Annotated in this window: 10 protein-coding genes, 1 rRNA gene and 3 riboswitches; of the genes, 8 read left to right on the forward strand and 3 right to left on the reverse strand. The window is 49.1% G+C overall.

Annotation, left to right across the window (positions count from 1 at the left end; translation table 11 throughout):
* Positions 1–7: 7 nt before the first annotated feature.
* Complete coding sequence (locus VK70_RS25505; RefSeq protein WP_025695053.1) at positions 8–829, reverse strand: AraC family transcriptional regulator; 822 nt, start codon at positions 827–829, stop codon at positions 8–10.
* Positions 830–968: 139 nt separating this feature from the next.
* On the opposite strand from VK70_RS25505, the gene VK70_RS25510 reads away from it, so the two are divergent.
* The 8 genes from VK70_RS25510 (at position 969) to VK70_RS27590 (ending at position 13,750) form a co-directional block, all read left to right on the forward strand.
* Positions 969–2,891, forward strand: coding sequence for a sugar MFS transporter (locus VK70_RS25510; RefSeq protein WP_025695054.1), 1,923 nt, complete (start codon positions 969–971; stop codon positions 2,889–2,891).
* Positions 2,892–2,997: 106 nt separating this feature from the next.
* A riboswitch (purine riboswitch) is annotated at positions 2,998–3,097 on the forward strand.
* Between the two features lie 123 nt (positions 3,098–3,220).
* A complete protein-coding gene (locus tag VK70_RS25515) occupies positions 3,221–4,621 on the forward strand; it encodes an NCS2 family permease (protein ID WP_025695055.1) in 1,401 nt (466 codons plus the stop codon).
* A 197-nt stretch (positions 4,622–4,818) separates the two neighbouring features.
* Positions 4,819–8,640, forward strand: a complete 3,822-nt coding sequence (locus VK70_RS25520) for a glycosyltransferase family 39 protein (protein ID WP_052756044.1) — start codon at positions 4,819–4,821, stop codon at positions 8,638–8,640.
* A gap of 34 nt (positions 8,641–8,674) precedes the next feature.
* On the forward strand, positions 8,675–9,679 hold the full coding sequence (locus VK70_RS25525; RefSeq protein WP_025694840.1) for a glycosyltransferase family 2 protein: 1,005 nt from the start codon (positions 8,675–8,677) through the stop codon (positions 9,677–9,679).
* Complete coding sequence (locus tag VK70_RS25530; protein WP_025694841.1) at positions 9,672–10,142, forward strand: GtrA family protein; 471 nt, start codon at positions 9,672–9,674, stop codon at positions 10,140–10,142. Before VK70_RS25525 ends, VK70_RS25530 begins: the two co-directional genes overlap by 8 nt.
* A gap of 2 nt (positions 10,143–10,144) precedes the next feature.
* Positions 10,145–10,813, forward strand: a complete 669-nt coding sequence (locus VK70_RS25535) for a class D sortase (protein ID WP_144415312.1) — start codon at positions 10,145–10,147, stop codon at positions 10,811–10,813.
* 103 nt (positions 10,814–10,916) lie between these two features.
* A riboswitch (cyclic di-GMP riboswitch) is annotated at positions 10,917–10,997 on the forward strand.
* A gap of 74 nt (positions 10,998–11,071) precedes the next feature.
* Positions 11,072–11,152: riboswitch (cyclic di-GMP riboswitch) on the forward strand.
* Positions 11,153–11,165: 13 nt separating this feature from the next.
* Positions 11,166–11,975: a transglutaminase-like domain-containing protein gene (locus VK70_RS25540; RefSeq protein WP_046723975.1), complete on the forward strand. Its 810-nt coding sequence runs from the start codon at positions 11,166–11,168 to the stop codon at positions 11,973–11,975.
* Positions 11,976–12,333: 358 nt separating this feature from the next.
* Positions 12,334–13,750: ribosomal RNA gene (locus tag VK70_RS27590) — 16S ribosomal RNA — on the forward strand.
* Positions 13,751–14,600: 850 nt separating this feature from the next.
* Here VK70_RS27590 and VK70_RS25555 read toward each other — a convergent pair.
* Positions 14,601–16,010, reverse strand: coding sequence for a contractile injection system protein, VgrG/Pvc8 family (locus tag VK70_RS25555; RefSeq protein WP_046723978.1), 1,410 nt, complete (start codon positions 16,008–16,010; stop codon positions 14,601–14,603).
* Positions 16,007–16,603: a hypothetical protein gene (locus VK70_RS25560; RefSeq protein ID WP_046723980.1), complete on the reverse strand. Its 597-nt coding sequence runs from the start codon at positions 16,601–16,603 to the stop codon at positions 16,007–16,009. The genes VK70_RS25555 and VK70_RS25560 overlap by 4 nt, the downstream gene beginning before the upstream one ends.
* Positions 16,604–16,999 lie beyond the last annotated feature (396 nt).

Consider the following 16,999-nt stretch of genomic DNA (forward strand, 5'->3'; position numbering starts at 1 on the left):
TGTTTTTCTAAAAGTTTGTCGGTGAAACGCCAAACTTATTTTTAAATGCTCTCGAAAAGGAGTCCACATTTGCATATCCTACTTCCTCAGCAACTTCATAAACGGTTTTTTCACTGGTTTTCAGTAAAATTCTTGCTTGTTGCAGGCGATGAGCTTTTAAATATTGAACAGGAGGAACACCTATTTCTTTTTTAATAACCTGACTGAGATAAGCTGGAGTAAGGTTTATTGACTCAGCAATTTTCTGAATCGAAAGATCGAGGCGCGAATAATTATTGTGAACATAAAGTAAAAATAATTCACAATACTTTTTCTGCTTTATATTCATTGGATTGAGCAGATAATAGTTCTTTTCGATTTTGAAATGAGCAAAAATCGTATAAAACAATGCCTGTACACTCATTTTTTCCTTCATATCAAATAAATCCATTTTCATCATTCTTTCGAATAGTTTCGGCAACTCATTGTCGGGTGAAACCGTTCCAACTGAATCATGGCCATTGATGCCATTGCATAACAACAATTCCGCTACTTGACTTCCGTTAAACCCAAGCCAGTAATATTCCCATGGATTTGTTTCATCTGCTTGATAGAAATGCACCTCGTTGGGACGAATAACAAAAAAATCCCCTTTTTTTAAATATTTCTTTCCTCCATTTCCTTCAAAGATTCCCCCTCCCGATACTATGTAATGCACAACGTAATTTTCTCTCATGCCCGGACCATAGCTATGCAGTGGCGCACAAATTTCATGACCTACATTAAAAAAATAGAAATCAGCAAAATAATCTTCCTTAATAAATACATTCCAATATTTCCGTTTGTTCATCGTTAAGCCTCCTTTACTCAAATCGGAATCATCTAAAAAAATGTAGGATTTAACAAAATTCATTCCATTCTAAATTGAAAGCGTTACCTTTACTATTTAAGTGTAAAGAAATCGGATAAATGCAAAGGAGATTACTGGGATGGAAAATTCTAAAGGAAACATCGTTTCACGGTTGTCTTACAGCTTTGGTGCTTTTGGGAATGACTTGCTGTTTGGATTACTCAGTACATATTTCATTATGTTTGTGACAACTCACTTGTTTAACAGTGGAAATAAGGCGCAGGATGCGAAAATGATTGGATTTATTACACTTATTATTTTCTTCTTACGGTTTGTAGAATTAGCCATTGACCCATTTATTGGGAATGCCATTGATAACACCCATACGCGTTGGGGGAAGTTCAAGCCTTGGGTTGTAGTGGGTGGTGTCTTAGGACCAGCGGCTTTAGTCATATTATTCACAGATTTTGGCGGACTGACGAAAAGCAATCCAATGCTCTATCTTATCTTGTTTGCCATTCTATATATTATGATGGATATTCTATACAGTTTCAAAGATATTGCATTTTGGTCTATGATTCCTGCATTGTCATTTGATTCACGTGAACGTGAAAAAACAGCCACATTTGCTCGAATCGGGTCAAATATTGGTGGAGGAACAATTGGTATTGTGGTCATGCCTTTAGTGCTATTGTTCTCACTCAATGCCAATCAAGGAACAGGTGATTCTCGTGGATGGTTCTGGTTTGCGCTGATTATTGGTTGTGCAGCAGCTCTATCAGCAGTCGTAGTTGGATTAGGGACAAAAGAAGTAGATTCTGATTTGCGGAAGAACAAGAAACCAACAACTTTTAAAGGAGTCTTTCACGTTCTTATGCACAACGATCAGCTTATGTGGCTATCGTTAGCGTATGGTCTTTATGCCATTGGCATGTCATTAACAAACTCATTTGAACTCTACTACTTCACATTTATTTTAGGAGATGCATCGAAATTTTCAATTTTGGCACTAATAAACACAATCGTTGGCTTAGCTGCCATTTCGATTTTTCCTGCATTGGCGAAAAAATGGAATCGCCGAAATGTATTTCTAGTAGCCATTGCCTTAATGTTAATAGGCTTAGCGGTATTCAGTCTTGCGAACAGCTCTCTTATTCTAGTGCTTGTCGCAGCGGAGTTATTTTTCATTCCACAACCACTAATCTTTTTAGTGGCTTTGATGACTATTACTGACTCAGTAGAATATGGTCAATTAAAATTAGGACATCGCGATGAATCGCTGACTTTATCTGTTCGCCCATTGTTGGATAAGCTAGCAGGAGCGATTTCAAACTTAGTTGTTGGTATCACGGCTGTAGCAGCCAGTATGACAGCAGGAGCCACAGCTGCAACTATGACGAACCACGACCGCTTTATCTTTAAATTCGCTATGCTTGGTGTCCCGGCAGTATTCATTTTAGTTGGTGCATTTGTCTTTTTCAAAAAAGTGAAACTCGATGAAAAAATGCATGCTTCAATCGTTGACGAGCTTGAGAGAACATGGGCAAAGGACTTTGATAGTGATGATGAAAGTGAGTCAACTGGAAGTCGACCAAATTCCAAAACTGAACTATCTTATTATGCCCCTGTCGCTGGTGAAGTGATTCCCCTTGAACAAGTTTCAGATACAGTATTTTCGACTGGATCAATGGGGAGAGGGTTCGCAATTAAACCAAGTGATGGGAGAGTTTACGCGCCATTTGATGGCATAATTGAGGCAACATTCTCAACGCGTCATACTGTTGGTCTTGTCTCCGAAAATAAAATTGCAACATTGATTCATATTGGGATTGGAACAGTTAAGATGAAGGGAACTGGTTTTATCACTTATTTCGAACCAGGGCAACGTGTTTCACAAGGGGAGCTTCTAATTGATTTCTGGTCTCCAGCCATTAAGAAAGCCGGATTAGATGATACTGTTATTGCGGTAATCACGAATTCTGATAATTTATCTGAATTTGAAATCGAAAATAAGGGTGAAGTTACAAAAAACGATATTGTTTTGACTTTAGAAAAAAAATAAGAGGGATATGATTTCACTGCCGAAGCAGGCTGCAATGACAAAAACATAACAAAGTTTGTTCGTTTTCGTTATTGACAACCCATGTCATGTCCACCTAAAATGAGAAGGCATTAGCAGCATGAATATTCGTATAATCCCGGGAATTGGCCCGGGAGTTTCTACGAGGTCACCGTAATGACCTGGCTACGATCCAAGAAAGCTGTCCTGATTAGAAGCTACGGCCGACGTGCCGAAATTTCTTCGGGAGAGCTCTTTTTCAGGCCGGGGTCCGCCAAGATTCCGGCCTTTTGTTGCTGCCTCACTACAAATCATCTTAGGGGGAGAACATTTTGGAACGATTTTTCAAGTTGAAAGAGAACGGCACTACAGTACGCACCGAAATTATGGCCGGTCTGACGACCTTTATGGCAATGGCGTATATTCTGTCGGTGAATCCAGGTACGTTAACTGCCTTCGGCCGTATCGATATGGGCTGGTATTCGGTATTTTTGGCGACCGCGCTGGCGGCGGGTATTTTCACTATTGCGATGGGGCTATTCATTAATTTCCCGGTCGCCCTTGCGCCTGGTATGGGGCTTAACGCTTATTTCGCATCGGTTATCCTGTCGTCGGCCACGACGGATCATCCGTTTACTTGGCAGATGGGGCTGACAGCGGTATTCATCTCCGGTCTGATCTTTATTCTGCTGACCATCACCAGGATTCGCCAAATTTTACTAACTGCGATTCCGGACAGTCTGAAGCATGCGATTACGGTCGGCATTGGACTCTTCATCGCCATTATCGGCCTGAAGAACAGCGGCCTGATGACGATCGGTGTGGAGGCGGGCAATGCGATTCCGGCCAATACCTTCACCGACGTGCTGTATTTTGAAACGGTCTTCCATCTCGGAAGCCTGGAGAACACGAATGTTCAGCTTGCTATCATCGGCCTGCTGCTGATCGGCATTCTGATGGTGCTGCGGGTCAAAGGCGCGATTCTGTTCGGCATCCTTGGTACCACGGTCATCGGCATGCTGATGGGCGCGGTCGATTTCTCCACACTGTCGAATCCAACCACGCCATGGGTCCCGGATTTCACGCAGCTGAACTTCCTGGAGTTTGACTGGAACGGCATTTTGCATACCGGTATTATTTCCGCGGTCGCGACATTCACCTTCGTCGAGCTGTTCGACACCTTCGGAACTCTGGTCGGAACGGCGGAGCGCGCGGGAATTATGGACAATCCCGAGGAAGGCAAAAGACGCGTCGGCAAAGCCATGCTCGTTGACGCGGTTGCAGTTGCAGGCGGCGCAATGCTGGGCACTTCCACCACAACGGCTTATGTGGAAAGCGCGGCGGGCGTGGCTGAAGGCGGACGTACGGGACTTACCGCCGTTACGACGGGTGTGTGCTTCCTGCTTGCCCTGTTCCTGGCGCCGGTTGCCGCTCTGATTCCCGGCTCCGCCACAGCGGCGGCCCTAATCATTGTCGGCGTGCTGATGGCACAGTCCGTCCGGCAGATTGATTTTAACGATATGGTTATCGCCATCCCGTCATTCCTGACCCTCGTGATCATGCCTTTCACCTACAATATCGCGAACGGTATTTCTTTCGGCATCGTCACCTACGTTATTTTGGCCTTTGTGGCCAACCTTGCGGGCAAAAAGAAATACGACATCCACTGGATGATGTGGCTTTTGGCCGTTCTGGTGGTGCTTCGTTACCTGCTGATCGGCAGCCAGGGCTAAGCCTTGGCCGCTCTTTTACGGCTCCTTCTCAATCGGAAGGGGTCTTTTTTTTTCTAGCGAATAAGAAACTCTGCGGTGTTACCGGAAAAGAGCGCCGGACTTTTCTTCACCCGGCAATTCGATTATATTGAAATGAGGGAAAAAATGAAGCGAACTTCATATACATAGATTCGGACGATAAGACGAAGGTGGTAACGATGATGAAGAAGTGGCGTATTGCTGCGAAACTGATGTTTATGCTGCTGCTGTGCATGCTAGTTATCCCTCCGGGAACCATGTTTGCGGAAGGAAATCTTTTGCAAAATCCGGGGTTTGAGGAAACGGCATCGGGCGCTCCCGCCTCCTGGGTGAGAGATGTATGGGTGCAGGGCGATCAGGCAAGCCTGCTGTCTGTGGAATCGGCGGATGTCCATTCCGGAATTGCTGCGGCCGCGATTGAAAATATGCAGCAGAATCATGCCAAATGGATTCAGACCATCGCCGTAAAGCCTGATACCCATTACCGGATTTCCGGCTGGGTTAAAGTGGTGAACGCGGGCGCGGAAGGCATCGGGGCAAATATCTTCGTTGTCGGCGTTGGCGGGGGGTATCCGAGCACGAAAGACACTGGTGGTGGCTGGCAGCAGCTTCAGTTCATAGGCAAGACGGGCTCCGGGCAAAAGGAAATAGGCATCGGCGCCGCTCTTGGCGGCTATGGGAATCTGTCTGCGGGCAAGGCGTATTTTGACGATTTATCCGTGGAAGAGCTTAATTCCGCCCCTGCAGGCGTTCCGGTAATCTCGCTTGATCCGGGGGGCGCCCAGACTGGAGAGGCAGGGAAGCCAGTTAAAATATCATCCAAAAACATTTTGTTCTTTTCCGCATTGTTCGCCTGCCTCTTTGCCTGGGTTTACCGGACGGCACTGCGCAGCAAGCGTCAGCTAAGGCGGGAGAGCTATGATTACGGCATGTGGCTGTGGATTGTCCTTTCCGCGGCTTTTCTGCTGCGTCTGTGGCTTGGCTGGACCTCGCAGGGTTATATGAACGACATGAAGACTTTTATGTACTGGGGCCAGCGGCTGGCGGAGGTCGGTCCGGGACGCTTTTATCAGGAAGGCATTTTTGCGGATTACCCTCCAGGGTATATTTATATATTGTATCTTCTTCATCTCATCCAGCAGGGCCTCGGTTTAAGTCCGGACTCTCCTGGGGAGATGCTGCTGTTCAAGCTGCCGGCGATCCTGTCGGATATCGTTCTCGGTTGGCTGATTTACCGGATCGGGAGCAAAAAGCTGGGCGGCGGCATTGCGCTCGGCCTTGTTATTCTATATTCGTTCAATCCGGCCGTACTGACGGACTCGGCGGTGTGGGGGCAGGCGGACGCCTTTTTTGTGGTGTTCCTGTTGCTTAGTATTTTGGCCGTCTCGGATAGAAGGCTGGCCGTTTCCGCGCTCTGGTTCGCGGTGGCCACGGCGGTGAAGCCGCAGGCGCTGATTTTTACGCCGGCACTGTTGTTCGCCTTCATCCATTACAGAGCGTGGAAAGAGCTGCTGAAAGGAGCGGTGTACGGGCTTATCGCTTTTACCCTGATTACACTGCCGTTCTTTTGGGGCAACGGAGGGCTTGGCGGTCTGATCGATCTGTACAAAAGCACGCTGTCTTCCTATCCTTATTCCACCGTCAACGCTTTTAACCTCTACACGCTCATCGCTCCGTCCTGGTCGCCGATTGATCAATTGTGGCTCGGTATTCCTTACCGCGCTTGGGGCAATATTTTTATTATAGTAGCAGTAGCTTTGGCCGCGTTGTTCTCGTTCCGGAAGGACCGAAAAGACCTGTCCAAATCCTTCTTTATCGGTCTCGTTTTAATTGTGGTCATGTTTGTGGTTGGAACCAAAATGCATGAACGGTACATGTTCCCGGCGCTTGTCTTGAGCTTGTTCGCCTTTATGGAGATTAAGGACCGGAGGCTGCTGACGCTGTTCTTCGGCCTGAGCCTGACCCAATTTGCCAACGTGGAGTACGTGCTGCTGTATCTGAATGCGGGGCAGAATCCCGGCTCGGACGGCATCGTCCTTGTTACCTCAATCGCCAACGTCGGACTGCTGCTGTACATGCTGTATATCGGCTGGGATATATTTTTCAGGAGAAGGGTGCTGACGCTGGCTCCTGCGTATACCGATAAGCAAAAACGGGAAACCGATCTAGCGCTCGTCTGTGAACTCCGTCCGGATCATTCACCGCAGGGAAGTGCTGTTCCCCGGATGATGCGAAGAGACTGGTTGTGGATGGCGGCTATTACAGTCCTTTATGGAGCGCTAGCCATGGTCAATCTCGGTTCGGCCCGTTCGCCGGAAACGGTATGGGCGCCTTCAGCTGCGGGCGAAAGCTTCTATGTTGATCTGGGCACCGCGAAGCAGCTGGACAAAGTGAGAATATTCGGCGGCGTGGGCACCGGTGAATTTACGCTGGATTTTGGCGATTCGCCGCAAAGCTGGTCCGGACCGGTCAAGATTAAGGAGGATGTCGGCAACGTCTTTATCTGGAAAAGCCAGCAGCTTAACGCCACGGCGCGGTATGTCCGAGTTTTTGTAAATAACCTGGGCTTTTATCTGCATGAGATTGCCTTTTATGAAAAAGGAAACGCGTCGCCGCTGCCCGTTGCCGAAGTGTCGTCCGATATAGGGGGAACTCCCAAGCAAGGCGCACCGGCGAACCTGTTCGACGAACAGCAGCTTATTCCAGCCAATTCGGGCTATATGAACAGCACCTATTTTGATGAGATTTATCATGCACGCACCGCATATGAATACGCCCATGGCATCGTTCCGTATGAGAATACGCATCCGCCGCTGGGCAAGCTGCTGATTTCCGTCGGAATGGCGCTGTTCGGCGTTAATCCTTTCGGCTGGCGGATCGTCGGCACGGTATTTGGCATCGCCATGCTGCCTGTTATGTATGTAATGGCGCTGCGGCTGTTTGGGCGGACTCGCTATGCTGCGCTTGCGGCGGGGCTGTTCGCCCTGGACTTCATGCATTTTACGCAGACCCGGATTTCTACCATTGATGTGTACGGCGTCTTCTTCATCATGCTGATGTTCTACTTCATGCAGCGTTACGCGGCAATGAATTTCTACCGCCTTCCGCTGCGCAAGACGCTGTGGCCGCTGTTTTGGTCGGGCCTGTTCTTCGGCATCGGAGTTGCCTCCAAATGGATTGTGCTGTATGGAGGGGCGGGGCTCGCTGTTATGCTAGGGATTTCGCTCTTTGACCGGTACCGGCAGCACAGGGCGGCCCGGCGGGTGCTTGCAGAAGGCAAGCGGGCGGACCCCGAACTGTCAGCAGCTTGCCAAGAGGCCGCAGGGACATTCTGGAGCAGAACCGTAATCACTCTGGCTTCTTGCATTATCTTCTTTATTGTTATTCCGGCAGCGATTTACAGCTTATCGTTTATTCCCGTACTGTCCGTTACACCGGAAGGCTATACGATTAAAGGATTGCTCGAAGCACAGAAGAATATGTACGACTACCACAGCCAGCTTGTGGCTACCCATCCGTTCTCATCCCAGTGGTGGCAGTGGCCCTTTATGAAGCGTCCGGTATGGTTCTTCAGCGGCGGAGAGGGATTGCCGGCAGGCCAGACCAGCAGCATTGTAACGATGGGTAATCCGCTGATCTGGTGGACAGGGGTTTTTGCTATCCTTGCTGTCCTGTGGCTGACGCTGAGACGCCGGGAAAAGCCGCAATACGTCATTTGGATCGGCTATTTTTCCCAATATATTCCTTGGATGCTCGTTCCGCGCGAGACGTTCCTTTACCATTATTTTGCCATGGTCCCGTTCATGATTCTGGCGCTGGTCTATCTGCTGAAGCTATCGGACAGCGTGTTGCCGGAATCCCGGTCGAGAGTTATCCGTTATGTGTATGTCGCTACTGCGGCGCTGCTCTTTATCATGTTCTATCCCGTCTTATCGGGCATGCAGGTTAGCGGGGATTACGTCACAGGCTTCCTGCGCTGGTTCCCGACTTGGGTCTTTTAGGGATACGGCCGTCTACAATTTAGGAGGAAAAGAAATGAAAGCCAGATACAGCGTGATCGTCCCGATGTATAATGAGGAAGAAGTGATTTCCCATACTTACGAGCGTTTGAAAGAAGTCATGGACCGCTGCGGAGACGCGTACGAGCTGATATTCGTGAACGATGGAAGCCGGGACCGCTCAGCCGATATCATCCGGGAGATTGCCGATCGGGACGTTCATGTGAAACTGATTGACTTCTCGCGGAATTTCGGCCACCAAATCGCGATTACCGCAGGCATGGACTATGCCCGGGGGGAAGCGGTCGTCGTTATCGACGCCGATCTTCAGGACCCGCCCGAGGTCATACTTGAGCTGATTGCCAAGTGGAAACAGGGATATGAGGTGGTGTATGCCAAACGGCTGAAGCGCCACGGCGAAACATTGTTCAAAAAAATCACCGCCAAGCTGTTTTACCGCCTGCTGAGCAGGTTGACCAGCGTGGATATTCCGACCGATACGGGCGACTTCCGTCTGATTGACCGCAAGGTATGCGACGTTTTACGCGAACTGAAGGAGAAGAACCGCTATGTCAGAGGACTGGTCAGTTGGGTCGGCTTCCGCCAGACGATGGTAGAGTATGTCCGCGAGGAGCGCTTCGCCGGGGAGACCAAATATCCGCTCAAAAAAATGATCCGGTTTGCGCTCGACGGCATCACGTCTTTTTCGCATAAACCGCTTAAAATTGCGTCCTACCTTGGGTTTTTGCTTTCGTTTTCGAGCTTTGTCTTCTTGTTCTTCGTCCTGATGCAGAAGTGGTTTACTTCCCGGACGGTACCCGGCTGGGCCTCCATTGTCGGCGTGAACCTGCTGTTTAACGGAATTGTGCTTATGATCCTCGGGGTAATCGGGGAATATATCGGCCGGATATACGATGAATCGAAGGACCGGCCGCTGTACATTGTCCGCGAGGCGGTAGGCTACAGAAACCTGAAGGAAGAGGAAGCCGAGCTCTTTCAGGAGGAAGCCGGACAATCACGGAGAGGTGTACCCCATGAATAACAAAAATGTACGCGGCGATATCCTCCAGTTCGTTAAATTTAATATCGTCGGCCTGCTGAATACGCTGGTAGATATGGCCGTGTTCGCACTGCTGCATTCGCTTGGACTGTTCTATGTCATAGCCCAAATCATCTCTTATGGCGCGGGAACGGCCAACAGCTTTATTTTGAACAGTAAAATTACGTTCAAGGACCGGCAGCGGAGCAAGGAAGAAGGCTTTGATCATAGGCAGCTTCTGAGGTTTATAGCTTTGAATCTGTTCGTGCTGTGCATATCCCTGCTGCTCATGAGCTTTCTAATCACTCGTCTTGGACTGCAGGAATTTTTGTCGAAGGTATTGGTTACGTTTGTTACGGTTATCATCAATTTTTTTGGCAGCAGAAAATGGGTGTTCGTGAAGCCAAAGCAGTCTCTGCCTGTCTCCGGTGAGGTGATCTCTGGAACAGATGCGGAGCGACGATAGAGGTGAAAATATTGCGCAAGCTTTCTTATATCATAATTATCGCCGGCGTTCTGCTGATCCTTTACCCGAAGGCCAGCGAATGGTTTGAAGATTGGCAGCAGCAGAAGCTGCTGAAGGAAGCGGAGCAGAGTTTTGAACAGAGCGCGGAGACGGCTCAGAATTCGGCCGATCCCGATCTGCGGCTCAAATACGCCAAGGTGGCACAACTACTTGCCGAAGAATCGGCATTGGACGAGCAGTCGCAGCTCGCAGCGGATAAAGGCGGATCAGACGTAAACGAGAAAGCTATTGCGCTAATTGAGATCGATAAAATCGATGTTAAGCTGCCCGTGCTTGAAGGAGCCACCAAAGCGAATATGCGGCATGCGGCCGTGCATTTGACTGAGACCGCTCCGCTTGGAGAAATCGGAAATGCGGCTATCGCCGCTCACCGCGCCCATACCAAGGGGAGGCTGTTCAACCGTCTGAACGAGGTGAAGATTGGCGATACGGTTTCCGTTAAGACCAAAGGGCAGATCTATAACTATACGGTCTACGATATCTCGATTGTTGAGCCTACTGACGTATCCGTGCTGGAAGGCAACAACAAAGACCGCATCCTTACGCTCATCACATGCGATCCGCTGATTAATCCGACGCATCGGTTAATTGTGCACGCAAAGCTTCCGTGACTGTGGCGGAAATGTGGAAAAATAGGTAATTGACCAGGTATATTTTCCTAGTTTCCTATTGATAATTCATATAAATATGGTAATCTGATATTAGAAAAGCTAACCACGTTAACGGCAAACCTATCGAAAGATAGGGACGCAAAGCTAGAGGGCCTTCCCGCAAGGATGGCAGCCAGCTACCGAATGCAGAAGCTTTTTTATTTGCTCATCAGTATAAATAATGGTACTTATACCAAATATTTTTAAGAGATGGAACTTGTACGACAATGGCAAACCTATCGAAAGGTAGGGACGCAAAGCTAAAGGGCCTTCCCGCGAGGATGGCAGCCAGCTACCGAAAGGAGTTTTATCTATGAAGAAGTTTTATTTCATACTTCTCATATTACTTACATTAGCCACTTCCGTTCCGGTTACCCCGGCAGCCGCCGCGAGCGGCAGTTCCGAATGGCTCGACATTTCGAATTTAAGCCAAGGCATTGTTGGCATTCAATATAACGCTCCTCAGGGCAAGCGCACGAAACTGATGATCACCAAGAACGGCAGCAGTTATACTTACAACCTCTTCGCATCAGAGCCCAACGAGTCCTTCCCGCTGCAGCTAGGCACCGGCTCCTATAAAGTTTCCATCCTTGAGAATACCAGCGGCAACAAGTATAAAATCATATATTCCGATTCTATCGACCTTTCGGTAAGCGATCCTAACGCCGTATATCTGAGCTCTGTGCAGAATGTTAAATGGAGTCCGTCCGACAAAGCGATCCAAAAAGCGAAACAACTCACCCAGAATGCCAACACCGACAAAGAAAAAGTAACCGCCATCTATAACTATATCGTCTCCAACGTGAAATACGACTACGCATTGGCAGCCAACGTATCCACCGACTACGTGCCGGACATCGACAGAACGCTTGTCAGCAAAAAAGGAATCTGCTACGACTATGCTTCCCTCTTTGCGGCTATGCTTCGCAGCGTGGATGTTCCCGCTAAGCTTGTGATGGGTGAAAGCAGCTATGTATCTGAATATCATGCATGGAATGAAGTCCTCATTGATGGGCAGTGGGTGACTATTGATACGACGGTAGACGCCGGCTTGGGTAAGAGTAATAAAGCGGTCTCCCTGATTAAAAACGCCAGCAAATACAGCGGTGCGAAGTATTATTAAGTAGTTGAAAGCTTCATGAAATAAAACGAACAATCCGCTTAAATAATAAGTGGATTGTTTTTTTGTATTTAGGGGTTGCCATATTCCCAAAGAAGAGGTATTATAGATAAGTCGTCCTCGTGGGACACAAGCTTTTACCGAAAAGAGAAAATATTTTTTTGAAAAAAAGCTTGCGTTTCTGTAGAGTGTATGATATATTATAAGAGTTGCTGCTGAGGCAAAGTTGAGCGGCGGCAAAGAAGTTTGATCTTTGAAAACTGAACAGCGAGTGAGTGGGAATTCGCTTAGCGAGTTCCAAAATGAAGAGAAGAAATTCTCGTCAGATGTTTCAAAATGAGCGAATCGCTCTTTCAATACTTTATTGGAGAGTTTGATCCTGGCTCAGGACGAACGCTGGCGGCGTGCCTAATACATGCAAGTCGAGCGGAGTTGTGATGGAGCTTGCTCCTAATCAACTTAGCGGCGGACGGGTGAGTAACACGTAGGCAACCTGCCCCTTGGACTGGGATAACTACCGGAAACGGTAGCTAATACCGGATAATTCCTCTTAGCTCCTGCTAGGAGGCTGAAAGGCGGAGCAATCTGTCACCAAGGGATGGGCCTGCGGCGCATTAGCTAGTTGGTGGGGTAACGGCTCACCAAGGCGACGATGCGTAGCCGACCTGAGAGGGTGAACGGCCACACTGGGACTGAGACACGGCCCAGACTCCTACGGGAGGCAGCAGTAGGGAATCTTCCGCAATGGGCGAAAGCCTGACGGAGCAACGCCGCGTGAGTGATGAAGGTTTTCGGATCGTAAAGCTCTGTTGCCAGGGAAGAACGTCCTTAAGAGTAACTGCTTAAGGAGTGACGGTACCTGAGAAGAAAGCCCCGGCTAACTACGTGCCAGCAGCCGCGGTAATACGTAGGGGGCAAGCGTTGTCCGGAATTATTGGGCGTAAAGCGCGCGCAGGCGGCTGTTTAAGTCTGGTGTTTAAACCATGGGCTCAACCTGTGGTCGCACTGGAAACTGGACAGCTTGAGTGCAGAAGAGGAAAGTGGAATTCCACGTGTAGCGGTGAAATGCGTAGAGATGTGGAGGAACACCAGTGGCGAAGGCGACTTTCTGGGCTGTAACTGACGCTGAGGCGCGAAAGCGTGGGGAGCAAACAGGATTAGATACCCTGGTAGTCCACGCCGTAAACGATGAGTGCTAGGTGTTAGGGGTTTCGATACCCTTGGTGCCGAAGTTAACACAGTAAGCACTCCGCCTGGGGAGTACGGTCGCAAGACTGAAACTCAAAGGAATTGACGGGGACCCGCACAAGCAGTGGAGTATGTGGTTTAATTCGAAGCAACGCGAAGAACCTTACCAGGTCTTGACATCCCTCTGAATACGTTAGAGATAGCGTAGGCCTTCGGGACAGAGGAGACAGGTGGTGCATGGTTGTCGTCAGCTCGTGTCGTGAGATGTTGGGTTAAGTCCCGCAACGAGCGCAACCCTTGACTTTAGTTGCCAGCAGGTGGTGCTGGGCACTCTAGAGTGACTGCCGGTGACAAACCGGAGGAAGGTGGGGATGACGTCAAATCATCATGCCCCTTATGACCTGGGCTACACACGTACTACAATGGCCGGTACAACGGGAAGCGAAGCCGCGAGGCGGAGCCAATCTTATAAAGCCGGTCTCAGTTCCAGAAAGGGAAGATAGTAGTTTTTTTGCAGCTGGAGTTCCGGGTTGATCAGGGCCGCCGGTTTAAATCGGCACTCTGGAACATACACCTTCATCAGCTTCATCAGCCGGTCGGAAAGCAGCGGAAACGGGCTTTCCATAAAATCGACAAACTGGCTCTCCTTGCCCGCCTTGACATGGAACACAAGCACCCGCGGCAGCTCTTCAGGCGGCAGCTTATTCACTTTCCACAGGTCGATGCGTCCCATCCCTTTCTGCAGCACCGGTACATCGGTATACCGCTGATCCTGCTTTAAGTAGAAATAATCCATCGCTTCTCCCCTCTTTTCCGCAAATGGGGATGCCGCCCCCCGCCTCGGCCGTTTGGCGTTCCAGTTTACACAGGATGATACTCTCATCCCGGTACTCACCAGCCGATAGGGTGAACGGTTCCGCTTAGCCAGTTCCTCCAGTTTTGGGCTTGTGATTAGAGCCGGAATCATGGTTTTAAGAAATTGAAGTGTCAGCAGATGATATTTAACGGCTTCGATCTGCGTGATTTGCTCGATATCCATCGACGTAATCTTGCGGGCATAGTCTCTTTTATTTTCTTCAAGTCCTGCCATTCGGTTGAAGAGCGGCCTGAACACAAAATCCGCCGACCATAATTCCGCGCACTCTACCGGGTCCAGAAACCAGTTGGCATCATGGGCGTCGATCCGGTAGTACGCTTTATTTTCAAGTAAACTAGTGCGAAGCAAGGAGATATACATATATTGGATGTCACCCTTCATCCCCGCGCGCTGCTGCAGCAATGCCTTTTCACACACGGCTTCGAATGCGCTCAGGAGGTCGGCCTCAATCTGTTCGTTATGCTCTTCCACATACTGCTCAATCAGCGAAAGATCGCCCAGCCAGCCTTCAAGCACATGCCTCTCCAGAAAATCCTGCAGCGCCGCATCCCGGTCCATCCTCTTCATTCGATGTTCACCTTGCCGCCTTTAAGCGTGACATTGTCCATGATCTGCAATGTAGCCCCGGCTTGGATCAGATCTACGCCTTCATCGCCTTCGATGAATACCTTGCTGCCCCGGATTTCGATATCCTCTTCGGCATGCAGCATGATTTTTTTGTCACTGTTGATTTCAATGCCGCCTTCATCGGTCAGACGCATGAGAAGCTGGCCGCTGCCGATAATTTCTACGGCTCCCGGTTTGAACACGATCTGTTTGCCATACTTGGTGCTGATGCTTTTCACGGAAGGGTCACTGCGCTTGACGGGGTCGGAGGAGGTGATATCGACGGAGCTTGCAGCGAAAGCATGGTGCTCCTGTTCGTCGGGGAAATACAAGCGTACCTCATCCCCCTCTTCCGGCATGACATACCAGCCGCTGCCATCCGGAGAAGAGTAGACGGTAGAGTAAGAGAACCACATGGAGCCGGATGAGGAGGAGCCCTGATCGATTTCCAGATGGAGCTGTACTTTATCTTTGGAGATCTTCGTTACCTTGCCAAAAAGGGACACTCCCGCCAGCTGCGTGGCATAAACCGTCCGGCATTCAAATCCCTGCTTATTACGAAGGTGATAACGGCTGACAACCAGACCGCCTTCAATCACCGTTTCCGCCCGGGCCACATACAGGGTTTGCCCCTGAAAGCTGACGGGACTGCCAAGCTCCAATACTTTAGGGCTGGTCACTTCATAGCTCAGGCTGCTCTGCTCGCTGGCCTCGGGAATTCCATTGCCGGCCTTTAGTTTGTATTCATGAAGGTCTTTTCGGATGGTGTAGTTAAACTCTTCAAGCGGCCGCGCCTCTCCCAAATCCGGTAAACCAACGACAAATTTCAAGCCCTGCTGCATGGAAAAAGGAATCACCACCGCATGCAGCCTGGAAGCCGCACGTTTGACAAATGCCCAGTCGGTCTCGTTGTATTGAACCAGCAATTCGCCAATGGACCGCCCGCCGGAAGCTTCATCAATTACCTCGGCATCCGCGTAATCTGCGGCAACCTGGGAGAACAGTTCGTTGTACGCTTGCCCTGTATTTTGAAAGGAGCGGCTTTGCCGGGTTAAATCCATAAGCAGCGTTAAGCTTGCGGCCTCAACGGTCATTTCACGCACATGATTTACGGCTCTCACGGTGATGTCCGACACGGTTCCCTGAAACAAAATGACCTGGCGCTCGTCATCCCGCAGAAAAACCTGAATGCTCTCCTCTTCATCCGCCTTCTCCACATACTGATCCAGCAACCCATCCGGCACGATGCCGGTAATGGAAAAAGACACGTGCTCATTAACCTGCTTAAGCAGCTTCAGACTGGTAATTCGCTCAAATTGATACGGCCAGACCACAACATTGGCTGCGGTAAAGAAAGCATCGCTCATAAGCTGGGTTCCTCCTCTTCCTGAACGGTCCGTATGGAACGAATCACTTGCACCACAATATCCCGCCAGTCCGCGTATTGTCTGTACGGACAGTTGAAACTGCCCATCACTGTCTCGCCCTCAAGTTCAAAATAGAACAAATTGTGATAGACCGGTTCATCCAGCGCAGGGCTTTTGAAATCAAAATAACCGATGCTTTTCCCGTTCACTTCTTCAAGCTGTTCGTCATAGAAAACGTTCGCCGGCTGCATTTTTTTCAGCATGGCTTTCATACCGGAGGTCAGCCTTTGAACCCATCCGTCCTGCAGCTTTTGGTCCACCCGGTTTAACGTAAGATTTACCGTCCCGGGCTCATTGCTCAAGACGATCTCGGGACGCTGTTCGTAAGGGTATTTTATTTTCTGCATCGCAACAGGCATTTCCTCGAAAGTGACGGGAAGGTACATCTTCAGCTTGTCTTCAAAAAAAGCGCGTTCCACAAACTCGTAGCTTTCGTCTCCGATGCGAACAGGACCCGATAAGATATCCCTGGGCATTTTAGCCTGTTCCACTTGATTAAGCAGCGCTTGTATTTGTTCATCCTGAAAGCTCACATTCATTCCTCCCTTATCCGTTGGTATACGGGTTAATCTACGATCATCCGCTGCGGGCCAAGGGCCGTTCTGCGTAAGGAATTCGCCCTTCCGGAATCCGATAAAATACGAGACAGCTCATTATGGATTTGCATATTGGAATACTCCCTGTATGCTGATCCGGACCGGATTGTCCGCTTGTTCTCTTAGTTCTAGTGCTGTTGATAATACGCCCAATCTGCTCTCTAATCGATTCATACTCCGCTTGTATCTGAGCAATTAGGCCTGCCGCCGTTTATGCTGTTTCTTTCACCTGTTTTATCGTTGTTTTCTTTCTCCTTTAATTTTGGGCATGCAAACCAGCTAATGTTTGTCAAGTGATCCGTCTTGGAGAATTTAAAAATTGCTGGTATAGTT

It is taken from the genome of Paenibacillus durus ATCC 35681 (assembly GCF_000993825.1).
Lineage (GTDB): Bacteria > Bacillota > Bacilli > Paenibacillales > Paenibacillaceae > Paenibacillus_AQ > Paenibacillus_AQ durus_B.

Excerpts from the sequence above, each read along its gene's own strand:
- VK70_RS25530 (WP_025694841.1), top strand. The coding sequence starts at position 9,672 with ATGAATAACAAAAATGTACGCGGCGATATCCTCCAGTTCGTTAAATTT.
- VK70_RS25505 (WP_025695053.1), bottom strand. The coding sequence starts at position 829 with ATGAACAAACGGAAATATTGGAATGTATTTATTAAGGAAGATTATTTT.
- VK70_RS25540 (WP_046723975.1), top strand. The coding sequence starts at position 11,166 with ATGAAGAAGTTTTATTTCATACTTCTCATATTACTTACATTAGCCACT.
- VK70_RS25555 (WP_046723978.1), bottom strand. The coding sequence starts at position 16,010 with ATGAGCGATGCTTTCTTTACCGCAGCCAATGTTGTGGTCTGGCCGTAT.
- VK70_RS25510 (WP_025695054.1), top strand. The coding sequence starts at position 969 with ATGGAAAATTCTAAAGGAAACATCGTTTCACGGTTGTCTTACAGCTTT.
- VK70_RS25525 (WP_025694840.1), top strand. The coding sequence starts at position 8,675 with ATGAAAGCCAGATACAGCGTGATCGTCCCGATGTATAATGAGGAAGAA.
- VK70_RS25520 (WP_052756044.1), top strand. The coding sequence starts at position 4,819 with ATGATGAAGAAGTGGCGTATTGCTGCGAAACTGATGTTTATGCTGCTG.